This is a genomic window from Bradyrhizobium sp. UFLA05-153 (assembly GCF_054185185.1).
On the sequence record NZ_JBBIAM010000162.1, the window covers coordinates 1 to 17,522 of the forward strand.

Annotated in this window: 17 protein-coding genes and 1 pseudogene; 5 read left to right on the forward strand and 13 right to left on the reverse strand. The window is 64.6% G+C overall.

The window, feature by feature from the left end; all coding sequences use genetic code 11:
- Positions 1 to 142: 142 nt before the first annotated feature.
- The gene (locus tag Q2941_RS46100) at positions 143 to 1,474 is read left to right on the forward strand and encodes an MFS transporter (RefSeq protein ID WP_458196739.1); all 1,332 of its coding nucleotides are present in this window, start codon (positions 143 to 145) and stop codon (positions 1,472 to 1,474) included.
- An 89-nt stretch (positions 1,475 to 1,563) separates the two neighbouring features.
- On the opposite strand, the gene Q2941_RS46105 is transcribed toward Q2941_RS46100, so the two are convergent.
- The 10 genes from Q2941_RS46105 to soxX form a co-directional block, all read right to left on the reverse strand.
- Positions 1,564 to 2,772: an MFS transporter gene (locus tag Q2941_RS46105; protein WP_458196740.1), complete on the reverse strand. Its 1,209-nt coding sequence runs from the start codon at positions 2,770 to 2,772 to the stop codon at positions 1,564 to 1,566.
- A gap of 331 nt (positions 2,773 to 3,103) precedes the next feature.
- Positions 3,104 to 3,259, reverse strand: a complete 156-nt coding sequence (locus tag Q2941_RS46110) for a hypothetical protein (protein ID WP_198031703.1) — start codon at positions 3,257 to 3,259, stop codon at positions 3,104 to 3,106.
- A 105-nt stretch (positions 3,260 to 3,364) separates the two neighbouring features.
- Positions 3,365 to 4,405 carry an MBL fold metallo-hydrolase gene (locus Q2941_RS46115; RefSeq protein ID WP_458196741.1) on the reverse strand — a complete coding sequence of 347 codons (1,041 nt, stop codon included), beginning with the start codon at positions 4,403 to 4,405 and terminating at the stop codon, positions 3,365 to 3,367.
- Between the two features lie 246 nt (positions 4,406 to 4,651).
- Complete coding sequence (locus Q2941_RS46120; RefSeq protein WP_458196742.1) at positions 4,652 to 5,110, reverse strand: DsrE family protein; 459 nt, start codon at positions 5,108 to 5,110, stop codon at positions 4,652 to 4,654.
- Positions 5,107 to 6,855, reverse strand: coding sequence for a thiosulfohydrolase SoxB (soxB, locus tag Q2941_RS46125; protein WP_458196743.1), 1,749 nt, complete (start codon positions 6,853 to 6,855; stop codon positions 5,107 to 5,109). Before soxB ends, Q2941_RS46120 begins: the two co-directional genes overlap by 4 nt.
- Positions 6,856 to 6,912: 57 nt before the next feature.
- The gene (locus Q2941_RS46130) at positions 6,913 to 7,233 is read right to left on the reverse strand and encodes a hypothetical protein (RefSeq protein ID WP_371932989.1); all 321 of its coding nucleotides are present in this window, start codon (positions 7,231 to 7,233) and stop codon (positions 6,913 to 6,915) included.
- Entirely contained in the window at positions 7,230 to 8,093 is an 864-nt protein-coding gene (gene soxA, locus Q2941_RS46135; RefSeq protein WP_458196744.1) for a sulfur oxidation c-type cytochrome SoxA, read from the reverse strand. The genes Q2941_RS46130 and soxA overlap by 4 nt, the downstream gene beginning before the upstream one ends.
- Positions 8,093 to 8,404, reverse strand: a complete 312-nt coding sequence (soxZ, locus tag Q2941_RS46140) for a thiosulfate oxidation carrier complex protein SoxZ (protein ID WP_027521603.1) — start codon at positions 8,402 to 8,404, stop codon at positions 8,093 to 8,095. The genes soxA and soxZ overlap by 1 nt, the downstream gene beginning before the upstream one ends.
- Positions 8,405 to 8,422: 18 nt before the next feature.
- Positions 8,423 to 8,908, reverse strand: coding sequence for a thiosulfate oxidation carrier protein SoxY (soxY, locus tag Q2941_RS46145; RefSeq protein ID WP_027521602.1), 486 nt, complete (start codon positions 8,906 to 8,908; stop codon positions 8,423 to 8,425).
- Between the two features lie 49 nt (positions 8,909 to 8,957).
- A complete protein-coding gene (gene soxX, locus Q2941_RS46150) occupies positions 8,958 to 9,314 on the reverse strand; it encodes a sulfur oxidation c-type cytochrome SoxX (protein WP_027521601.1) in 357 nt (118 codons plus the stop codon).
- A 238-nt stretch (positions 9,315 to 9,552) separates the two neighbouring features.
- Here soxX and Q2941_RS46155 point away from each other — a divergent pair, with 238 nt between their 5' ends.
- Complete coding sequence (locus Q2941_RS46155) at positions 9,553 to 10,227, forward strand: DUF938 domain-containing protein (RefSeq protein WP_027521600.1); 675 nt, start codon at positions 9,553 to 9,555, stop codon at positions 10,225 to 10,227.
- Positions 10,228 to 10,240: 13 nt separating this feature from the next.
- Here Q2941_RS46155 and Q2941_RS46160 read toward each other — a convergent pair.
- Positions 10,241 to 12,313: pseudogene (locus Q2941_RS46160) on the reverse strand (prolyl oligopeptidase family serine peptidase).
- A 202-nt stretch (positions 12,314 to 12,515) separates the two neighbouring features.
- Between Q2941_RS46160 and Q2941_RS46165 the strand changes: the two are divergent.
- A complete protein-coding gene (locus Q2941_RS46165) occupies positions 12,516 to 13,763 on the forward strand; it encodes an MFS transporter (protein ID WP_027521598.1) in 1,248 nt (415 codons plus the stop codon).
- A gap of 132 nt (positions 13,764 to 13,895) precedes the next feature.
- On the opposite strand, the gene Q2941_RS46170 is transcribed toward Q2941_RS46165, so the two are convergent.
- On the reverse strand, positions 13,896 to 14,390 hold the full coding sequence (locus Q2941_RS46170) for a VOC family protein (RefSeq protein ID WP_458196745.1): 495 nt from the start codon (positions 14,388 to 14,390) through the stop codon (positions 13,896 to 13,898).
- 89 nt (positions 14,391 to 14,479) lie between these two features.
- The gene (locus tag Q2941_RS46175; RefSeq protein ID WP_458196746.1) at positions 14,480 to 15,025 is read right to left on the reverse strand and encodes a carboxymuconolactone decarboxylase family protein; all 546 of its coding nucleotides are present in this window, start codon (positions 15,023 to 15,025) and stop codon (positions 14,480 to 14,482) included.
- A 153-nt stretch (positions 15,026 to 15,178) separates the two neighbouring features.
- Between Q2941_RS46175 and Q2941_RS46180 the strand changes: the two genes are divergently transcribed.
- Positions 15,179 to 16,393 carry an acyl-CoA dehydrogenase family protein gene (locus tag Q2941_RS46180; RefSeq protein ID WP_458196747.1) on the forward strand — a complete coding sequence of 405 codons (1,215 nt, stop codon included), beginning with the start codon at positions 15,179 to 15,181 and terminating at the stop codon, positions 16,391 to 16,393.
- A 130-nt stretch (positions 16,394 to 16,523) separates the two neighbouring features.
- The coding region (locus Q2941_RS46185; RefSeq protein ID WP_458196748.1) for an acyl-CoA dehydrogenase family protein at positions 16,524 to 17,522 on the forward strand (999 nt) is incomplete at its 3' end.

Sequence of the window (17,522 nt, forward strand, 5' to 3'; positions counted from 1 at the left end):
GGAATTAACTGGGATGTTGCGTAGCACAGTTGATGCGAAAATGCCGGGGTTGCGTTGCCGTTCAAGCCGTTGTTAGCTCGCAAGACGGCCAAACAAGACAGCACAAATCAAGAGTGCCGAAAGCGAAAAATCGGGGAGAGAGATGAGCGCTCAGGGAACGCCCAAAGCGGCGGGCAGCACGACAGCTGAGGCAACGCCAAAGGGGGCCTGGACCGTCACCTTTCTCCTGTTTCTCTTCATGGTGGTGAATTTCGCCGACAAGATCGTCGTGGGTCTCGCCGGCGTGCCGATCATGACCGACCTGAAGCTCGAGCCGGAGCAGTTCGGCCTGCTCGGCTCATCCTTCTTCTTCCTGTTCTCGATCTCGACCATCGTAGTCGGCTTCATCGTCAACAAGGTGCCGACGCGCTGGGTGCTGCTGACGCTCGCAGTGATCTGGTCGTTGGCGCAGTTTCCGATGGTGGGCACCGTCAGCTTCACCACGCTCCTGATCTGCCGCATCGTGCTCGGCGCGGGCGAGGGGCCGGGCTTCTCGGTCGCCGCACATGCGATCTACAAATGGTTTCCGGACGAGAAGCGAACGCTGCCGACCGCGATCCTGTCGCAGGGCTCGGCCTTCGGCGTCATTCTCGCGGTGCCGGCGCTGAACTGGGTGATCGTCAATCATTCCTGGCACTACGCCTTCGGCGCGCTCGGCATCGTCGGCCTGATCTGGGTCGCGGCCTGGCTCGCGCTCGGCAAGGAGGGACCGCTGGAGGACACGCAGCTCCTGGCGGCCACCGAGCCGAAGATTCCCTATTTCCAGCTTCTCACCTCGCGCACCTTCATCGGCTGCGTGGCGGCGACCTTCGGCGCCTATTGGGCGCTGTCGCTCGGGCTCACCTGGTTCACGTCCTTCATCGTCAAGGGGTTTGGCTTCTCGCAAACCGATGCGGGCTTCATTTCGATCTTGCCCTGGGTATTTGGCGCCACGATCGTCATCCTCACGGGGTGGATCTCGCAGGTGATGATGGCACGTGGCGCGACCACGCGCGTTGCGCGCGGCGTTCTCGGCTCGGTCCCGCTGGTGCTCGGCGGTCTCATCATCGCGGCGATGCCGCACGTGCAGGGTGCGGGCTTGCAGATCGCGCTGCTCGTGGTCGGCTCGGGCCTGTGCGGGGCGATCTACGTCGTCTGCCCGCCAATGCTCGGCGAGTTTACCCCGGCCTCGCAGCGCGGTGCCGTCATCGCGATCTACGGCGCGCTCTACACGCTCGCCGGCATCATCGCCCCGGCCGTGATGGGCAGCGTGATCCAGCGCGCCGGCTCAACGGTCGACGGCTACCTGACCGGCTACACCATCAACGCGGTGGTCATGATCGGCTCCGGCGTGCTCGGCCTGCTGCTGCTCTGGCCGAACACGGAGAAGTCGAGGCTGACCCGCGGCGCCGCCGCGCAGCCCGGCGCGCTGAAGGGCGTGGTGTCGCCGACGTAGTTGTTCGGACCAAAATTCAAGCTGTCGTCCCAAGCTCGCGCTGTGCGCGCCCCGGGACGACACCGAGTGGAGTTGCGTTGCTGGCGGAGCTATCGTCCAGCCTGCTCCCGCCGCTCCGTCAGCAGCGACAGGAACACCGTGGCCACCATGAACACCACCGACGCGCCGAACACCCAGTGCGGCGCGTTCTGGTCCATGATCCAGCCGAACAGCAGCGGGCTGATGATGCCGCCGATATTGAAGCCGGTGGAGACGATGCCGAAGGCACGCCCGGCGGCGCCCGCAGGCGCCGCATTGCGCACCAGCATGTCGCGAGAAGGGGCGATCACGCCGGACAGGAAGCCCGCAACGGTCATCGCAGCCGTCAGCAGCAGGCCGGGCAGTCCGACGAGCGCAATCAGAAGCACGATCGCCGCGTTCGCGGCAAAGCAGGCGGCGGCGAGCTGGCCATGGCGCTCGGTCCGGTCCGCGAGGAAGCCGCCGGCGAGCACGCCGACGGCGCTTGCCCCCAAAAATGCCGTCAGCGCGACATTGGCGGCGGAGTAGGAGGCGGCATAGCCGCTCATCAGCGCGACCACGCCGAAATTGCTGATGCCGGCAACCGACAGGCTGAGCAGCATGAACAGCGCGGTCAGCATGATCAGCGCCGGCGTAATGACCGCCTGTTTTGGCGTGGCTTCGTTTCCGGGTTTCTTCCTGTGCGCGCCGGCGTCGGGAATGTTCATCACGATGAGCAGCAGCGCGCAGAGCACGCCGATCGCGCCCGATGCGATCAGCGCGCCGAAGCCGCCCGAGACCGTGACGAGCGCGGCAACGATCGCCGGCGCCACTGCGCCGCCGAGATAGCCGGCAAAGGTGTGAACCGAGAACGCGCGGCCCATCCGCGCCTCGTCCATGTGCTCGGCGAGGATCGCGTAATCGGCCGGGTGATAGACGCTGTTGGCAAGGCCGAGCAGCACCGCGCAGGTAATCAACGAGGCGTAGCTCAGGTGCAGGCCGAGCAGCACCAGAGATAGCCCGCCGATCACGAGGCCCATCAGCAGAATCTTTCGCGCACCAAAATGGTCGACGAGATAGCCGGTCGGCGCCTGAGTCAGGCCGGACACAACCGCAGACACGGTCAGCGCAAAGCCAAGCTCGATATAGCCGACGCCCAGCTGGGTTTTGAGGAACGGAAACAGCATCGGCAGGACGAGCAGATGGAAATGGCTGACCCAATGCGCGATCGAGATCCCCGTCAGCGTGCGCAGCGCGCTGTCGGTCTTCCCCTGTTGCGGTGCGGCGAGAACGTCGGCCATCGCAGTTCCGTTTCACTTCCGAAGAGGCGCGCAAACTATCGGGCGAGGCGGTCATTTGTCCATGAATGCCGGCGCATGGCAGGTAGTGCCGAGGGATGATTCTCGTATCTCAGCTCGATCCTTAGGGCGGGTTAGTCCTGCGCGGCAATGACGGGAAGCAAGAGCGGACACTATCTCTCACCGTCACCCTGAGGTGCCGGAGCGAAGCGCAGGCCTCGAAGGGCGACGGCCCGGCTGCATCCGGGCCGTTCATCCTTCGAGGCTCCCAGCGCAGTGCAGGCGCACTGCGCTGCTCGCACCTCAGGATGACGGGTCTCGCAAGGGCGCCCCCTTACAGCGGCTCGTCATCCGTGCCGTAACGATCGCGTTTCGGGGTGGCGATGTCGCCGTCTTCGTAATCGTCGTCGGTGTCGCGCGGCGGCTGCGGCTTTTTCTTGTTGTCGTCTGCCTTCTTCGGCGGCGGGTTCTTGTTGCCGGCCTTGGCCATGACCTTCTCCGGATGGTGATGCATCAACGCATGCTAACCGGACCCGCTCCGATCCGCTTGACCTTTCTCAAGCGGTGCTCGGAAAGCACCACAGGGGAAACGCGATCACACCCGGACCACCGGCCCGCCCGCCTTCTTCCAGGCGTCGATGCCGCCGGCGATATGCGCGGTGTTGGCGAGTCCGGCCTGTTTCGCGGCGGAAACCGCCATCGCCGAGCGCTCACCGAAGGCGCAGAAGAACAGGACGCGGCGGCCGGTGGCGGCCGCCACCTCGCGCAGCATGCCGCCGGGCTTCAGGCTCTCCTCGATCGACGGATAGGGCGCATGCAGCGCGCCCTCGAGCATGCCGTGCTTGGCGCGCTCATTGCTCTCGCGCAGATCGACCAAGAGGATGTCGGGCCGGCCGAGTGCGCGCATCGCGTCGACGGCGCTGAGCGCGCGGCCTTCCTTCTCCAATTCCTCCTGATGCAGGCCGACATGCATGTTGGCCGGCACCGCCACATCCATCATCTTCGGATTGGGCAGCTTCAGGTTGGCCATCAGCTCGATATATTCGTCGACCGAGCGCACCTGGAGACGGGGATTGTAACGCTTCTCCTCGCCGATGGTGGAGACGGTGTCGCCCTTGTAGTCATGCGCGGGGAAGACCAGCGTCTCGTCGGGCAGCTTCAACAGGTGATTGAAGATCGAGTCGTATTGCGCGCGCGAAGAGCCGTTCTGGAAGTCGGTGCGGCCGGTGCCGCGGATCAACAGCGTGTCGCCGGTGAAGACGCGATCGCCCATGAGATATGAGTAGGAGTCATCGGTGTGGCCGGGCGTGTACATCACGTCGAGCGACAGGCCCTCGATCGTCACCTTGTCGCCGTCGGAGACCCGCATCGCCACCACGTCGGCCTTGCTCTGGTCGCCCATGATGGTCATGCAGTGGGTGCGGTCGCGCAGCTCGCCGAGGCCGGTGACGTGGTCGGCATGTAGGTGGGTGTCGACGGCCTTGACCAGCTTGAGGTCGAGCTCGCGCAGCAATTGGCAATAGCGATCGACCTTCTCCAGCACGGGATCAAGGATCAGCGCCTCGCCGCCGGCGCGGCTGGCCAGCAGATAGCTGTAGGTTCCCGAAACGCTGTCGAACAGTTGGCGAAAGATCATGGCGGACCCCCGCGTCGGATGATTCAAAATCATACTACGAAGGCCGGCTAAAAGAGAAGTATTTTACTGCATGGACCGGTAAAATCGGAAGATTTTGCTGCTGCTGGGGCGGTCATTCCGGAGCGACACGAAGCATCGAGCCCGGAATCCATTTGGCCCCAGACCCCGGGGGGTGGGATGGACTCCAGGTTCGGTCCCGCGGACCGCCCCGGAATTGTGGACCGCCCCGGAATGACGAGAGCGCGGTTACGGCCGCACCAGCGTGTAGCCATTCTCGGTCAGGAACAGGATCTGGCCGACCCCGACCTGCACTGGCGTGGCTGACGAGATGAAGTCCGGCCGACGGCCGGTCTCGCGCTCGATCGTGTCGACGGTGTTGAGGCAAATGTCGAAGCGGACGCCCTGCGCGATCAGGCTCTCGACCTGCTTGCGGTGGTCGTTGGCGGCGAGCAGCAGGTCGATGCCCGGACCGAACGCCACCACCTCGATCGCGACCTTGTCGGGGTCATAGGCTTTCAGGAGATTGTTGGCGACGCTGAGCACCAGCGCCTGCTTCCTGACATCACCGTCGGAGAGCTGGAGCACAATCTTGTGCTCAGCAAACGGCTTGTCCTGCAAGGGCACCTGCTGCGCGAAGGCGGGCAGCACCAAAGCCCAGGCGACCAGCGCCAACAGCATCGTGCGAAGATTTGGCGAACGCGTCATCCCTGTCCTGCAATTCCCGGATTGTCCTCGACGCCCCTGAGCGTGACGCCGGAGCTCTTGTTCTCCGCCATCCGGCCCGAGCGCAGATATTTTGCGACCACGTCCCAGACAGGCGCGCCTTGCTGCGCATTGACCGATGCCCAGCCCGCGACCTTGTAGCGCCTGTCAGCCTCGATCGGCTTGCCGTTATCGAGCGTCAGGGCAGAGATGCGGCTGCCGATCGCGGCTGTCGGCGTGCAGGTGTAATTGAGCCCGCCGGTGCGTACCATATCGCCGCCCTGCTGGTGATAGGGATCGGCGTTGAAGAGGTTGTCGCAGATGTCCTCCAGCACGTCCCTGATCTGGGCCCCTGGCATCTCCTGCACATAGGTCTCGGGATAGGAGATCGCGGTCTCCGCCAGCACATCCTCGAGCGTGAACGGCTGGCCGGCGAGCGCGGTGACGCCCCAGCGAAAACCCGGCGACAGCGCGATCTCGGCATCGAGCTCGTGGCGTAGCGCCGTGCAGATGAGCTCATCCATGGGGCCGGAAAAATTGCCGCGGCGATAGAGCAGGCGGTCCGGCGTTGCGATCTTCTCCGACCAGTCGGTGACGTGCGGCGCGCGCACCTTGCCGATCAGCTCGGCCATCGCCGGATCCGGCTTCAACAACTCGGAATAGACCGGCAGCAAATGGTATCTGATATCGCTGACCTTGCCCTTGGCGAGCTGCAGATCGAGCACGGCGAGAAACTTTCCATTCGAGCCGGCATTGCTGACGAGCGTCGTGCCGCTTGCATTCTTCACCGCCACCGGTTGCGGGACGGCGTCATGGGTGTGGCCGCCGAGGATGACGTCGATGCCGGTGACGCGGCTCGCGAGCTTGAGATCGACATCCATGCCGTTATGCGACAGCAGGATCACGGCATCGACCTTGTCTTTGCCGCGCAAGCCGTCGACGAGCTTCTGCAGCTCCTCCTCGCGAATGCCAAAGGTCCAGTCCGGCGTGAAGCGTCTGGGATGCGCGATCGGCACGTAGGGGAAGGCCTGACCGATGATCGCGACGCGATAGCCGCCGAGTTCCCTGATGGTCGAGGGCTTGAACACGCGCCCCGTCGCCTTGTCGAAGGCGCGCGCGTCGTTGAAGGCGGCCTCCTCCGTCAGGAAGACGTTCTGCGCCAGAAACTCGCCCTTGAAGCGCTCGAGATTGTCGCGCAGCGCCTGCTCGCCATAGGTGAACTCCCAATGGCCGGTCATCGCCTCGATGCCGAGCAGGTTCGCCACCTCGACCATGTCGCGGCCCTGCATGGTGTTGGCAAGGCCGGTGCCCTGCCAGAGGTCACCGCCGTCGAGCAGTAGCGAATGCAGCTCGCCGACGTCGTTGCGTAAGCGGTCGATCAGCGTCTTCAGATGCGCAAAGCCGCCGAGCCTGCCGAAGCGGGCCGCGGACTTCTCGAACTCGAAGCAGGTAAAGGCATAGGCGTCCGCGCTGTCGGGCCGGATGCCGAAACGTTCGAGGAAGGCGCGGCCGACCAGATGCGGCGGCCGTCCCGCCATCTCGCCGATGCCGATATTGACGCTGGGCTCGCGGAAATAGACCGGGTTGAGCTGTGCATGCGTATCGGTGATGTGCAGGATGCGCGCATTGCCGAAGCGTTCGAGGTCGTAGATGCTGGCGGTGTCGGTGCCGCGCGCGAGCCGCGGCAGCCCGGCCGTGACGGCGGCAGCGCCTGCGGCTCTCAGGAAATCGCGGCGGCGGATGGTCATCCCAAATTCTCCGCCCCTTAAAGAAGAAGATCGCCCAACAGTTCCACGAGAGCCAGTCTAGCGGATTTCCATCGCCTTCCAGGCGTCTTTTTCCGACGTCGCCTGGAAGATCGAGGCCTTCGCCAGCGCTTCGGCCTCCTTGGCGGCGGCAACCGCACGGTCGAAATCGCCGCTGTCGCCGGCCTTCTTCGCGGCGGCGATCGTCGAGACGGTCGTGGTCCACTGGTTGCGCAAGCCGGCCGCTTCCTTGCTGGCAGCTTCCGCCGCGGCATAGGCCGCCTTGTAGTCGGCTTCGGTTGCCGCCCGCGCGGGCGCTGCAGCAGCCGCCAGCAGCAACACGAGTGCCAGTGATCGCATTCCGATCATCCTCGTGCTCATGGCCGCGCTCCCGGGCCGGAAATCGGCAGGCCATTGGCGACGTAGGACAGGAAATATTCAACGTCGCGGTATTCGTCCGATTGCGGTTCCAGCGGAACCGCGCGGGTCTGGCTGTTGCAGGTCATGAGGCGGCGGGTGGTCGTGCCCATGCCGCTCCATTCGCTGCGGTAGATCGGCAGAGCGTTCATGATGCCGAGCGCAGGCGCCAGCACCTCCGCGCGGATGCGCTCGCCCGGGCTCTGCACATGGCAGCTCGCGCAGGAGAAGTTCATCTGCCCGCGCCGCGTGTAGAAATAGCGCTTGCCGTTTTCGTACGCCTCGAGCGCGCGCGGATCGTCGGGGATCTTGATGTCCATCAGCTTGCCGCGCGAAGTGAAGGCCATGTAGGCGGTCAGCGAGGCCATTTCGTCCTTGACGTAGGAGTAGGGTGCTTCCCCGTTGGCCTCGCGGCAGCGGTTGAGCGCGAGCTCGAGCGTGACGACCTTGCCTTCCTTCTCGTCGAAGTAAGGATAGTTCTGGCGGATGCCGATGCCGCCGTTCGGGAAGCAGTCGGCGTAGGTCTTGCCGTTCTTGAATGGCGTCGCAAACATCTCCTTGCCGGCGTCGAGCGCGAACTCGTAAGGCGGGAACTCCTCCTTCTCCTGCCACTGCCGCTTCATGTCCTCGTTCATGGAATAAGGACCGTTGACGAAATCCTCGTGCTTCACGTTCGGGAATTTCTGGAAGAAGAAGTTCTGGAACGCCTTGGCCTCGGTGGCGGTATCGATCTTGTCGGCTGCGATCACGTGCGGCGCGGTGAAGGCCAGCGCAGCGAGCGCGACGAGCGCCGAGCCGAGCCAGATTGCGGAGCGCGCCTTCATCACGAGATCTTCGCGGTGGTCGTGTCCGACGCACCCTTGTTGTCGGTCCAGCTTATCTTGAGGTCGTCGCCCTTCTTAGCCCCCTTGAAGCTGAACTTGACGTAGGGATCCTTGGAGACGGCAGGGCCCCAATCGGCGACGAACACGTCCTTGCCGTTATATTCGAATTTCAGTTCCTGGATGAAGTGCGCCGGGATCAGCTCGCCCTTGGCGTCCTTGACGAAGCCGGAATCCATGGGGTGCTGAATCAGCGCCTGCACCTCGGTGATATCGCCGTTGGCGGTGGCGCGTACGCGAATGGTGGATGCCATCTCGGTTCTCCTTCGCCGCTAGCCGCCGCAGCCGCCGACGGTGACCTTGACCTCTTTGGTCGCGCTGAAGAGTTTGCCGTCGGCCTCCACGATCGCGACCACGTTGGTGGTCTTCGCCATCTTCAGCCGGTTGGCGACGCTCGGGACCGTGCCGTCGGGAATCTTGTAGCTTGCTGCCAGCGCGTTCGGGTTCTCCGCGACGAAGAACGAGATCGAGGTCACCTTCTCGAGCGTCGTCGTCACCGAGATCGGCACGACTCCGCCGTTCTCGGCGATCTCGGGCGCATCCAGCTTGATCTTGTCGGACGGCTCGGCGGTCTTGCCATAGAGCGCCTTGATCGCGTCGGCCTCGCTCTTCTGCTTGAACGCCTCTTCCGGATATTTGTCGTTGGCCGCGGCGCGCGCGGCTCCGAACGGTAGATTGCCGAGGCCGATCAGCGCAACGGAGGCCGCGCCTTGCAGGATCAGGCGCCGCGTCGCGAGAAGGCCGGTCGTTGAACTCATCTCAGTCTCCTGGTCGATCGCCTCAGCGATCCCTTAGGTATCGGCGCCGTCACAGGCTCTGCAGGAAATCAACGATCGCGTTGATCTCCTGTTCGGTCAAAATCCGGTTCCGACCGAACGGTGGCATCATGGTCTGCGGATTGCGCCTGGTCTCGTCGAACAGGATCGCGACCAACTCGTTGCGGTCGGGGTACTTCGCCTTGATGTCCTTCAGCTCAGGCCCGATCGTGCCGGGCAGATCGCCGCCCTTGATCACGTGGCAGGTCAGACAATTGCCCTTGCCGCGGTCGAAGGCGAGCTTCTGCCCCTCGGCGGCAGCGGATTGGGCGCGCGCTGGCGCAGCGGCCATCGCGGCGAGGGCGGCCAGAATGAAAACCAGGGCGGGCTTCCGGGGAAAGGCGGTCAAGGCGTCGGTCCGAGGCGTTATGTCGATGTTTGCATTCGCGAAATATAGTGCTCAAAGCACAAAGGGCACCGCCTGACAATCACGACGATGTAGGTCGCAAATTGGTGTTAAGATCTTCCGCATTGCAACCGAACGGACTATTTGTTCGGCAGTTTCGGCCCTGACGGGCCAGTAATATTGGGGCGTCTCGGCGTCCAGTGACGTTTTTTATCTCGTTGTCTTTTCCCGGAGGCCTCAATTGGCTGAATATGTCGCCGAATTTGGCAAGGACGGCGGGCGGGTCGAGCCCGATGGGCGCCTCGATGCGCCGGCGTTCCATCGCAATCACGAGCCGATCTGGGCGGCGCTGGAGAAACATCTTGCCGGCCGCCTCGGCGACGTCGTCGAGGTCGGCAGCGGAACCGGCCAGCATGTGGTCCACTTCGCCCGCCATGCGCCTGATCTCGTCTGGTGGCCGAGCGACCTCAACCAGCGGCATCTGAAAAGCATCGAGGCCTGGCGCGTCCATTCCAGCCTGCCAAACATCCGCCCGCCGCTGCGGGTCGATCTGTCCGATCCCGACTGGTGCCCGGAGATGAAGAGCGGCGAGGGGCCGAAGGATCTCGCGGCGGTGTTCTGCGCCAATGTCATCCACATCGCGCCGTGGAACGTGGCCGAGGGGCTGTTCGCCGGTGCCGGCCGCTATTTGCGGCCCGGCGGCACGCTGTTCCTCTACGGCCCCTTCAAGCGCGACGGCAAGCATACCGCGCTCAGCAACGCGGTGTTCGACACCTCCTTGCGCGAAGGCAACGCGGAATGGGGCGTGCGCGATCTCGGCGACGTCGAAAAGCTCGCGCAGCACGTGGGCCTGCGTTTGATCGATCTGATCGACATGCCCGCCAACAATCTCACGCTGGTGTTTGCGAAGGCCTGAGCCGCGAGGGCGGCTACGCTCGGTTGTCGTGCCAGCCGATCCTGCTTTTCAAGAATTCAAAGCCGAGCACCTGGAAGCCGGCGCGTTCCTTGTTGTCCTTGCCGTAGCCATGGCCGCCCGCGGCCGGCTCGTAGAAATAAGCCTCATAGCCCATGGCCTGGAGCTTTGCGGCCATCTTGCGCGCATGTCCGGGATGGACGCGATCGTCCCGCCGCGTCGTGGCGATCAGGATCGGTGGATAGGGCTGGCCGGGCTTTGCGGCATGGTAGGCCGAATAGGTCTTCAGCCACTCCCAATCCTCGGGTTTGTCGGGGTCGCCATATTCCGCGATCCAGCTCGCGCCTGCGAGCAGCTTTGTGTAGCGGCGCATGTCGACCAGCGGGATCGTGCAGAACAGCGCGCCGAACCGCTCGGGATAGCGCGTCAGCATGTTCGTGATGAGAATGCCGCCGTTCGATCCGCCCTGTGCGGCGATACGTTTTGCGCGCGTCACGCCGCGGCGCACGAGGTCGGCGGCGACTGCCGCGAAATCATCATGCGAGAGCCGCTTGCCGGCGAGCCGCCCGGCATCGTGCCAGCGCGTGCCGAACTCGCCGCCGCCGCGCAGATTCGCCTGCACCGTGGTGCCGCCGCGCTCCAGCCACAGCCTGCCGAGCGCCGGATTGTAGTACGGCTTGACCGAGAGCGCGAAGCCGCCATAGGCGCTCATATAGACCGGCGCATCGCCGGTCTCACCAGCGGGCCCGGTCTGCACATAGGGGATGCGCTCGCCGTCAATGGAGATGGCTTCGTGCTGCGTCACCACGAGACCGTCTGAAGTGAACGTCTTCGGCGCCTGCTTGAGCACGGTCGGGCTGGCAACGCCGCGCTCGATCAGCATCAGCGCCGGTGGGATGAGCGGATCCTGGACATTGGCGAGCAGGTCGCCATTGCTTTCGGATTCATGATGGTCGAAGCGCCAGACGTCGACCACGCCGATGTCGGGCAGCCCGCGCAGCGTCTCACGGCTCCAGCCCGTGGCCGACGGCGTGCAGATCTCGAAGACCGGCCGCAGCTCGTCGAGGATGCTGAGGAGGAGCTTGCCGGCGGCCCAGGAAAATCCCTGCAATGCACGGCGCGGCCCAGGCGCGAACACGACGGTGAAATTGCGATCGCCGGCGAGGAAGGCCGACAGCGAAATGCCGAGCACGGCGTCCGGAGCATGGGTCACTCCGCCGACCGTCCAGGCCGTGCGCAGCTTGATCGCGAACCAGTCCTGGTGGATTTGCAGCCAGATGTCGGAGGGAAGATCGAGCTTCACGGTCGCACCACGCTCGGTGCCGAGCCAGATGTCGAAGTTGAAGAAGTCCAGCCGGTCGATGAACCAGACGCGCGGCGTCTCGCCGGTCCGGTCGACGTCGCAATAGGCGCTCATCCGATCGGGTGTGGTCTCGAACACCAGGGACGCCTGCTCCACGGGCTCGCCGCGCCGCCACAGCCGTACCGTCCTCGCATAGCCCGAGCTTGTCGCCATGCCCTCGCCGAGTGCACTGGATAGCAGCACCGTATCGGCATCGACCCACGCGGCGCCGCCCTTGGCTTCCGGTAGCGCGAAGCCGCCGGCGACAAAGCTCTTCGTGTTCAGATCGAATTCGCGCAGGGTCACGGCATCGCTGCCGCCGCGCGACAGGCTCAGGATCGTCTGCGGGGCATCGCCGGGCAGCGAGCTCGACCAGTTCAGCAGCCAGTCCTCGCCTTCATCAGCCGCGAGCGCGTCGATGTCGAGCAGGGTCTCCTAGGATGGATTGGGCTTGCGGAATTCATCCATCGTGGTCCGCCGCCACAGGCCGCGCGGATTGTTCACGTCCTTCCAGAGATTGTAGAGGAGGCCGTCGCTGCGGCCGACATAGGGGATATTGTCCGGCCGGTCGTAGATGGCGGCCAGAAGATCGCTGTCGCGCTCGAACGCGGGGCCGCCGAATTGCTCCAGCGTCAGGCGATTCTGCCGCTCGACGAAGTCGAGCGCCCGCTCGCCTTCGATGTCTTCCAGCCAGAGATACGGATCGTCGTCGGGAGCGGACAACGTGGGCCTGTCGTCAACGGGCATAATCCGAACTCCGGAAGCGAACTTGCAAAGGCGAATTTGCAAGGTGAACTTGATCGAGCGCAAGGCTTTGATAGCGCGGCCTGCTAGGTGCTGTCCAATTGCACCCTCGGCATGGCTTGCGCCCGTTTGCGCCAGTTGCCCGCCCTGCCGCGCCCCTCCATAGTGACGGGAATCAACGAACGCTCCCCGGGCGGAAATGCCGATGTTAGACGTGACTTTAGCCGACGAGATTGTCGACGACGCCCGCGTGCGTGCCAATGTGGTGCGCCTTGCGGCTGCGCAGGCGCTGACCGGCGCCAATTCGGCCGTGATCTTCGCGACCGGCTCGATCGTCGGCGCGACGCTCGCGCCCGACATGTCGCTCGCGACCGTGCCGCTGTCGATGTATGTGCTGGGGCTTGCCGCAGGGACCTTGCCGACCGGTGCGATCTCCCGCCGGTTTGGCCGCCGCATGGCCTTCATCATCGGCACCGCCTGCGGCACGCTCACCGGCCTCGTCGGCTCGTTCGCGATCCTCAATGGCTCGTTCGCGCTGTTTTGTGTCGCGACCTTCCTCGGTGGCCTCTACGGAGCGGTGGCGCAATCCTATCGCTTTGCCGCCGCCGACGGCGCCAGCGCGGCCTACCGGCCCAAGGCGGTGTCATGGGTGATGGCGGGCGGCGTGTTCGCCGGCGTGCTCGGTCCGCAGCTCGTGCAATGGACCATGGACGTCTGGCCGCCCTATCTGTTCGCCTTCAGCTTTGTGGTGCAGGCGGCGGTGGCGCTGATCGCGATGGGCATCGTTGCCGGCGTCGATATGCCGAAGCCGGCCGCGGCCGATCTTCACGGCGGACGGCCACTGCTGCGCATCGTGCGGCAGCCGCGCTTCATCGCGGCCGCGCTGTGCGGCGTCATCGCCTATCCCATGATGAACCTGGTGATGACTTCGGCGCCGCTTGCCATGAAGCTCTGCGGCCTCAGCGTCAGCGATTCCAATTTCGGCATTCAATGGCACATCGTCGCCATGTACGGCCCCAGCTTCTTCACCGGCGCGCTGATCGCGCGCTTCGGCGCGCCGAGGATCGTCGCTACCGGCCTCTTGCTGGAGGCAGGCGCCGCAGCGATCGGCCTCTCCGGCATCACCGCGATGCATTTCTGGGCGACGCTGATCGTGCTCGGCGTCGGCTGGAATTTCTCCTTCATCGGCGCCTCCGCGCTGGTGCTGGAGACGCACCGTCCGAACGAACGCAACAAGGTGCAGGCGTTCAACGATTTCCTGGTGTTCGGCATGATGGCAATCGGCTCGTTCTCGTCGGGCCAGTTGCTCGCCAACTACGGCTGGTCGGCGGTGAACATGGTGGTGTTCCCGCCGGTGCTCTTGGGCCTTGCGGTTCTCTCGTTCGCCTCCTGGGCGCGCCGCCGCAAGGCGCAGCTGGAAGCCGCGATGGGCGAGTTTCCGGATGCAATTTGACGTAGTGCTGCTGAGTTTCTCCCGCAGCCTCGGAATCGTAGGGTGGGCAAAGGCGCGGAGCGCCGTGCCCACCATCTCTCCACGATTGCGACAGAAGTGGTGGGCACGCTTCGCTTTGCCCACCCTACGAGCTCACGCCTCCCGCTGCTTCAGCAAATCCTCCAGGTCCAATCGCTTCGTAAACATCGCAAGCTTGCCGTCCGGCGTGAGCGGCCATTGGTCCTTGGGCCGGTCCCAATAGAGCTCGACACCGTTCTCGTCGGGGTCGCGTAAATACAGCGCCTCGGACACGCCATGGTCGCTCGCGCCGTCGAGCGCGATGCCGGCGGAGAGCACGCGATGCAGCGCATCGGCCAGCGCCGGCCGCGTCGGATAGAGGATCGCGGTGTGATAGAGCCCGGTCGTGCCCGGCGGCGGCGGCGAGCCGCCCTTGCTCTCCCAGGTGTTGAGCCCGATGTGGTGATGATAGCCGCCGGCGGAGATGAAGGCGGCGCCCGAGCCCATGCGCTGCATCAGCTCAAAGCCGAGCACGCCGCAATAAAAGCCGAGCGCGCGGTCGAGATCGGCGACCTTGAGGTGAACGTGTCCGATGCGGGTTCCGGGATTGACGGCGGGGGTTGGTGACATGCTATTGCTCCGTTTATCCACCCACATAGGGACTGCTGCGCGCCAGTGGAACTGGCCGATCCCGAAACCCAGCGTTTCCGGATCGGCAGTTAGCCCAGCTCCGACACCTCGCCCTCAGGCAGCTCGAACTCAAAGCTGTTCAGCGTCATCGACACCAGCGTGTAATAGCCGCACAGGCCGATCACTTCGACGAGCCCGCGCTCGCCGAGCAGCTCGACGGCCTCGTCGTAGAGGCCCTTCGCCAGCCCATGGGCCTCATGCAGCGATTTTGCGACGTCGTAGATCATCTGGCCCTTGGGATCGTCGAACTCCGGCGCGCGGCGGTCGCGGATCGCGTCGATGATCTCTACCTTCATCCCGCCCTGAAGCGCCAGGCGCTTGTGCGCATACCATTCGTAATGCGAGGTCCAGTGCCGCGCCGTCACAAGAATCGCGATCTCCGAGAGCTTTGCGGGAAAGACGGTGTTGAAGCGCATGACCTCGCCGAGCCGCGTCGCGTGGCGCGCCATCTCCGGGCTGTTGAGCCAGGCCATCATCGGCGCGGGCGGCTTGCCGCGTTTTCCGGCAATCGACTCGTCATAGGTCTGCCGCTGGTCGTCGCTCATTTCGCCAGGCGAAAGTAGTTTTAGGCGCATCGTCGTTTTCCCTGTGTTTTCAGGCTTAGCCGCGACGGCAAGTATAGCCCGACGACGAACAGGGTGAGTAGCCGGAGCGTGCGGAATAGGTTGAATTCTGCGATGCGATGGCCCAGAGTCATCGGCAACAAGTGATCTTGATGGAAGCGACCCATGACTGACTCCAAAGCGCCGGATTCTGAATCAATCGAGCTCGAAACATTCCGCAACGAGACCCGCGCCTGGCTGGAAGCCAACTGCCCGCCCGAGATGCGCAAGCATGCGGCCTCGGATGCCGACGTGTTCTGGGGTGGGCGTAACGCGAAATTTTCCTCCGAGCCGCAACGCGTCTGGTTCGAGCGCATGCGCGACAAGGGCTGGACCGTGCCGGACTGGCCGAAGGAGTTTGGCGGCGGCGGCCTCAGCGCTGCCGAGCACAAGGTGCTGCGCAGCGAGATGGCAAAGATCGGCGCGCGGCCGCCGCTGTCGAGCTTTGGCATCTGGATGCTCGGGCCGGCGCTGCTGAAATACGGCAACGAGGCGCAGAAGAAGGAGCATCTGCCAAAAATCGCGGCGGGCCTGATCCGCTGGTGCCAGGGCTATTCCGAGCCGAATGCCGGCTCCGATCTCGCTTCGCTCCAGACCCGCGCGGAGAGCGACGGCGACGATTTCGTCATCACGGGCCAGAAGATCTGGACGTCCTACGCCAACTACGCCGACTGGATCTTCTGCCTGGTGCGCACCGATCCGGCGGCGAAGAAGCATGACGGCATCAGCTTCATCCTGTTCGACATGACCTCGAAGGGCGTCTCGACCAAGCCGATTTTGCTGATCTCCGGCTACTCGCCGTTCTGCGAGACCTTCTTCGACAATGTCCGCGTGCCGAAATCGCATGTGGTCGGCACCGTCAACCGTGGCTGGGACGTTGCAAAATATCTGTTGCAGCACGAGCGCGCGATGATCTCGGGCATGGGCGAGCGCGGCGTCGGTCGTCCGCTCGGCCAGATCGCCGCTGACTCGGTCGGCACCGATGCGCAGGGCAAGCTCGACGATGCGATGCTGCGCGGCCAGATCGCGAGCTTCGATGTCGACGAAGCGGCGCTTGCAGCCTGCGCCGAGCGCGCGGTCGATCTCGCCAAGGCGGGGCAGGCGCATCCGGCGTTCTCCTCCGCGATGAAATATTACGGCACCGAGCTCAACAAGCGCCGCTACGAGATTCTGATGTCGGCCGGCGGCGTCGACGCGCTGGAATGGGAGAGCGAGCGCTCCAGGCAGGGCGCCCGCCCGCGCGCCTGGCTGCGCACCAAGGCCAACTCGATCGAGGGCGGTACCACCGAAGTGATGCTCGGTATCGTCGCCAAGCGCATCCTCGATCTGCCGGGGGCTTAACCGCGCCGTCGTTCCGGGGCGGTCCGTAAGGACCGAACCCGGAACCTCGAGATTCCGGGTTCGCGCGAACGCGCGCCCCGGAATGACATCAACAAATATGCATTTCGCTAGACGCTAGAGACTTAAAGCCATGGCCCTCGTCCTCACCGAAGAACAATCGATGCTCCGCGACTCCGCGCGCGGGCTGATCAGCGACAAGGCGCCGGTGTCGCATCTGCGGCACTTGCGCGACAGCAAGGATCCGACCGGCTTCTCCAAGGAGCTCTGGCAGTCCTTCGCCGAGATGGGCTTTGCCGGCCTCCTGGTGCCGGAAGAGTTCGGTGGCAGTGGGCTCGGCTGCGTCGAGGCTGGCGTCGTCATGGAGGAGATCGGCCGCACGCTGATGCCGTCGCCGTTCCTGGCAACCAGCGTGGTCGCAGCGTCCGCGCTCACGCGTGGCGGCAATGCCGCGCAGAAATCGGAACATCTGCCGAAGATCTCGAACGGCTCGCTGCTCGCCACTCTCGCTGTCGACGAGGACGCCAAGCACCGGCCGCTCCAGACCAACCTGCAAGCGGTCCGCGCCGGCAACGGCTTCAAGCTCTCCGGCGCCAAGGCGCTGGTCGTCGACGGCCATGTCGCCGATTTGTTCATCGTTGCAGCGCGCACGGCCGGCGCCGCCGGCGAGCGCGAGGGGTTGACGCTGTTCCTGGTCAACCCTGCGGCCAAGGGCGTTGCCGTCGAGCGCACCATCATGGTCGACGCGCATAATGCTGCGCGCATCGAGTTCAACAATGTCGAGGTCAATGCCGACAGCGTGCTCGGCGAGGTCGATCAGGGCGCAAGCCTGCTCGACGGCATGCTCGATATCGGCCGCGGCGCGGTCGCCTCCGAAATGGTGGGCCTGAGCGAAGAGGTGTTCGGCCGTACTGTCGAGTACCTGAAGCAGCGCAAGCAGTTCGGCAAGCTGATCGGCGAATTCCAGGCGCTGCAGCACCGTGCCGCGGAGCTCTATGTCGACATCGAGATCACCCGCGCCGCCGTCATGAAGGCGATGCAGGCGCTCGATGCCGACGTGGCCAAGGCCGCGTCAGCCGTCGCGGTCGCCAAGGCACGCGCCGGCACCACCGCGACGCGCGCGGTGCAGGAA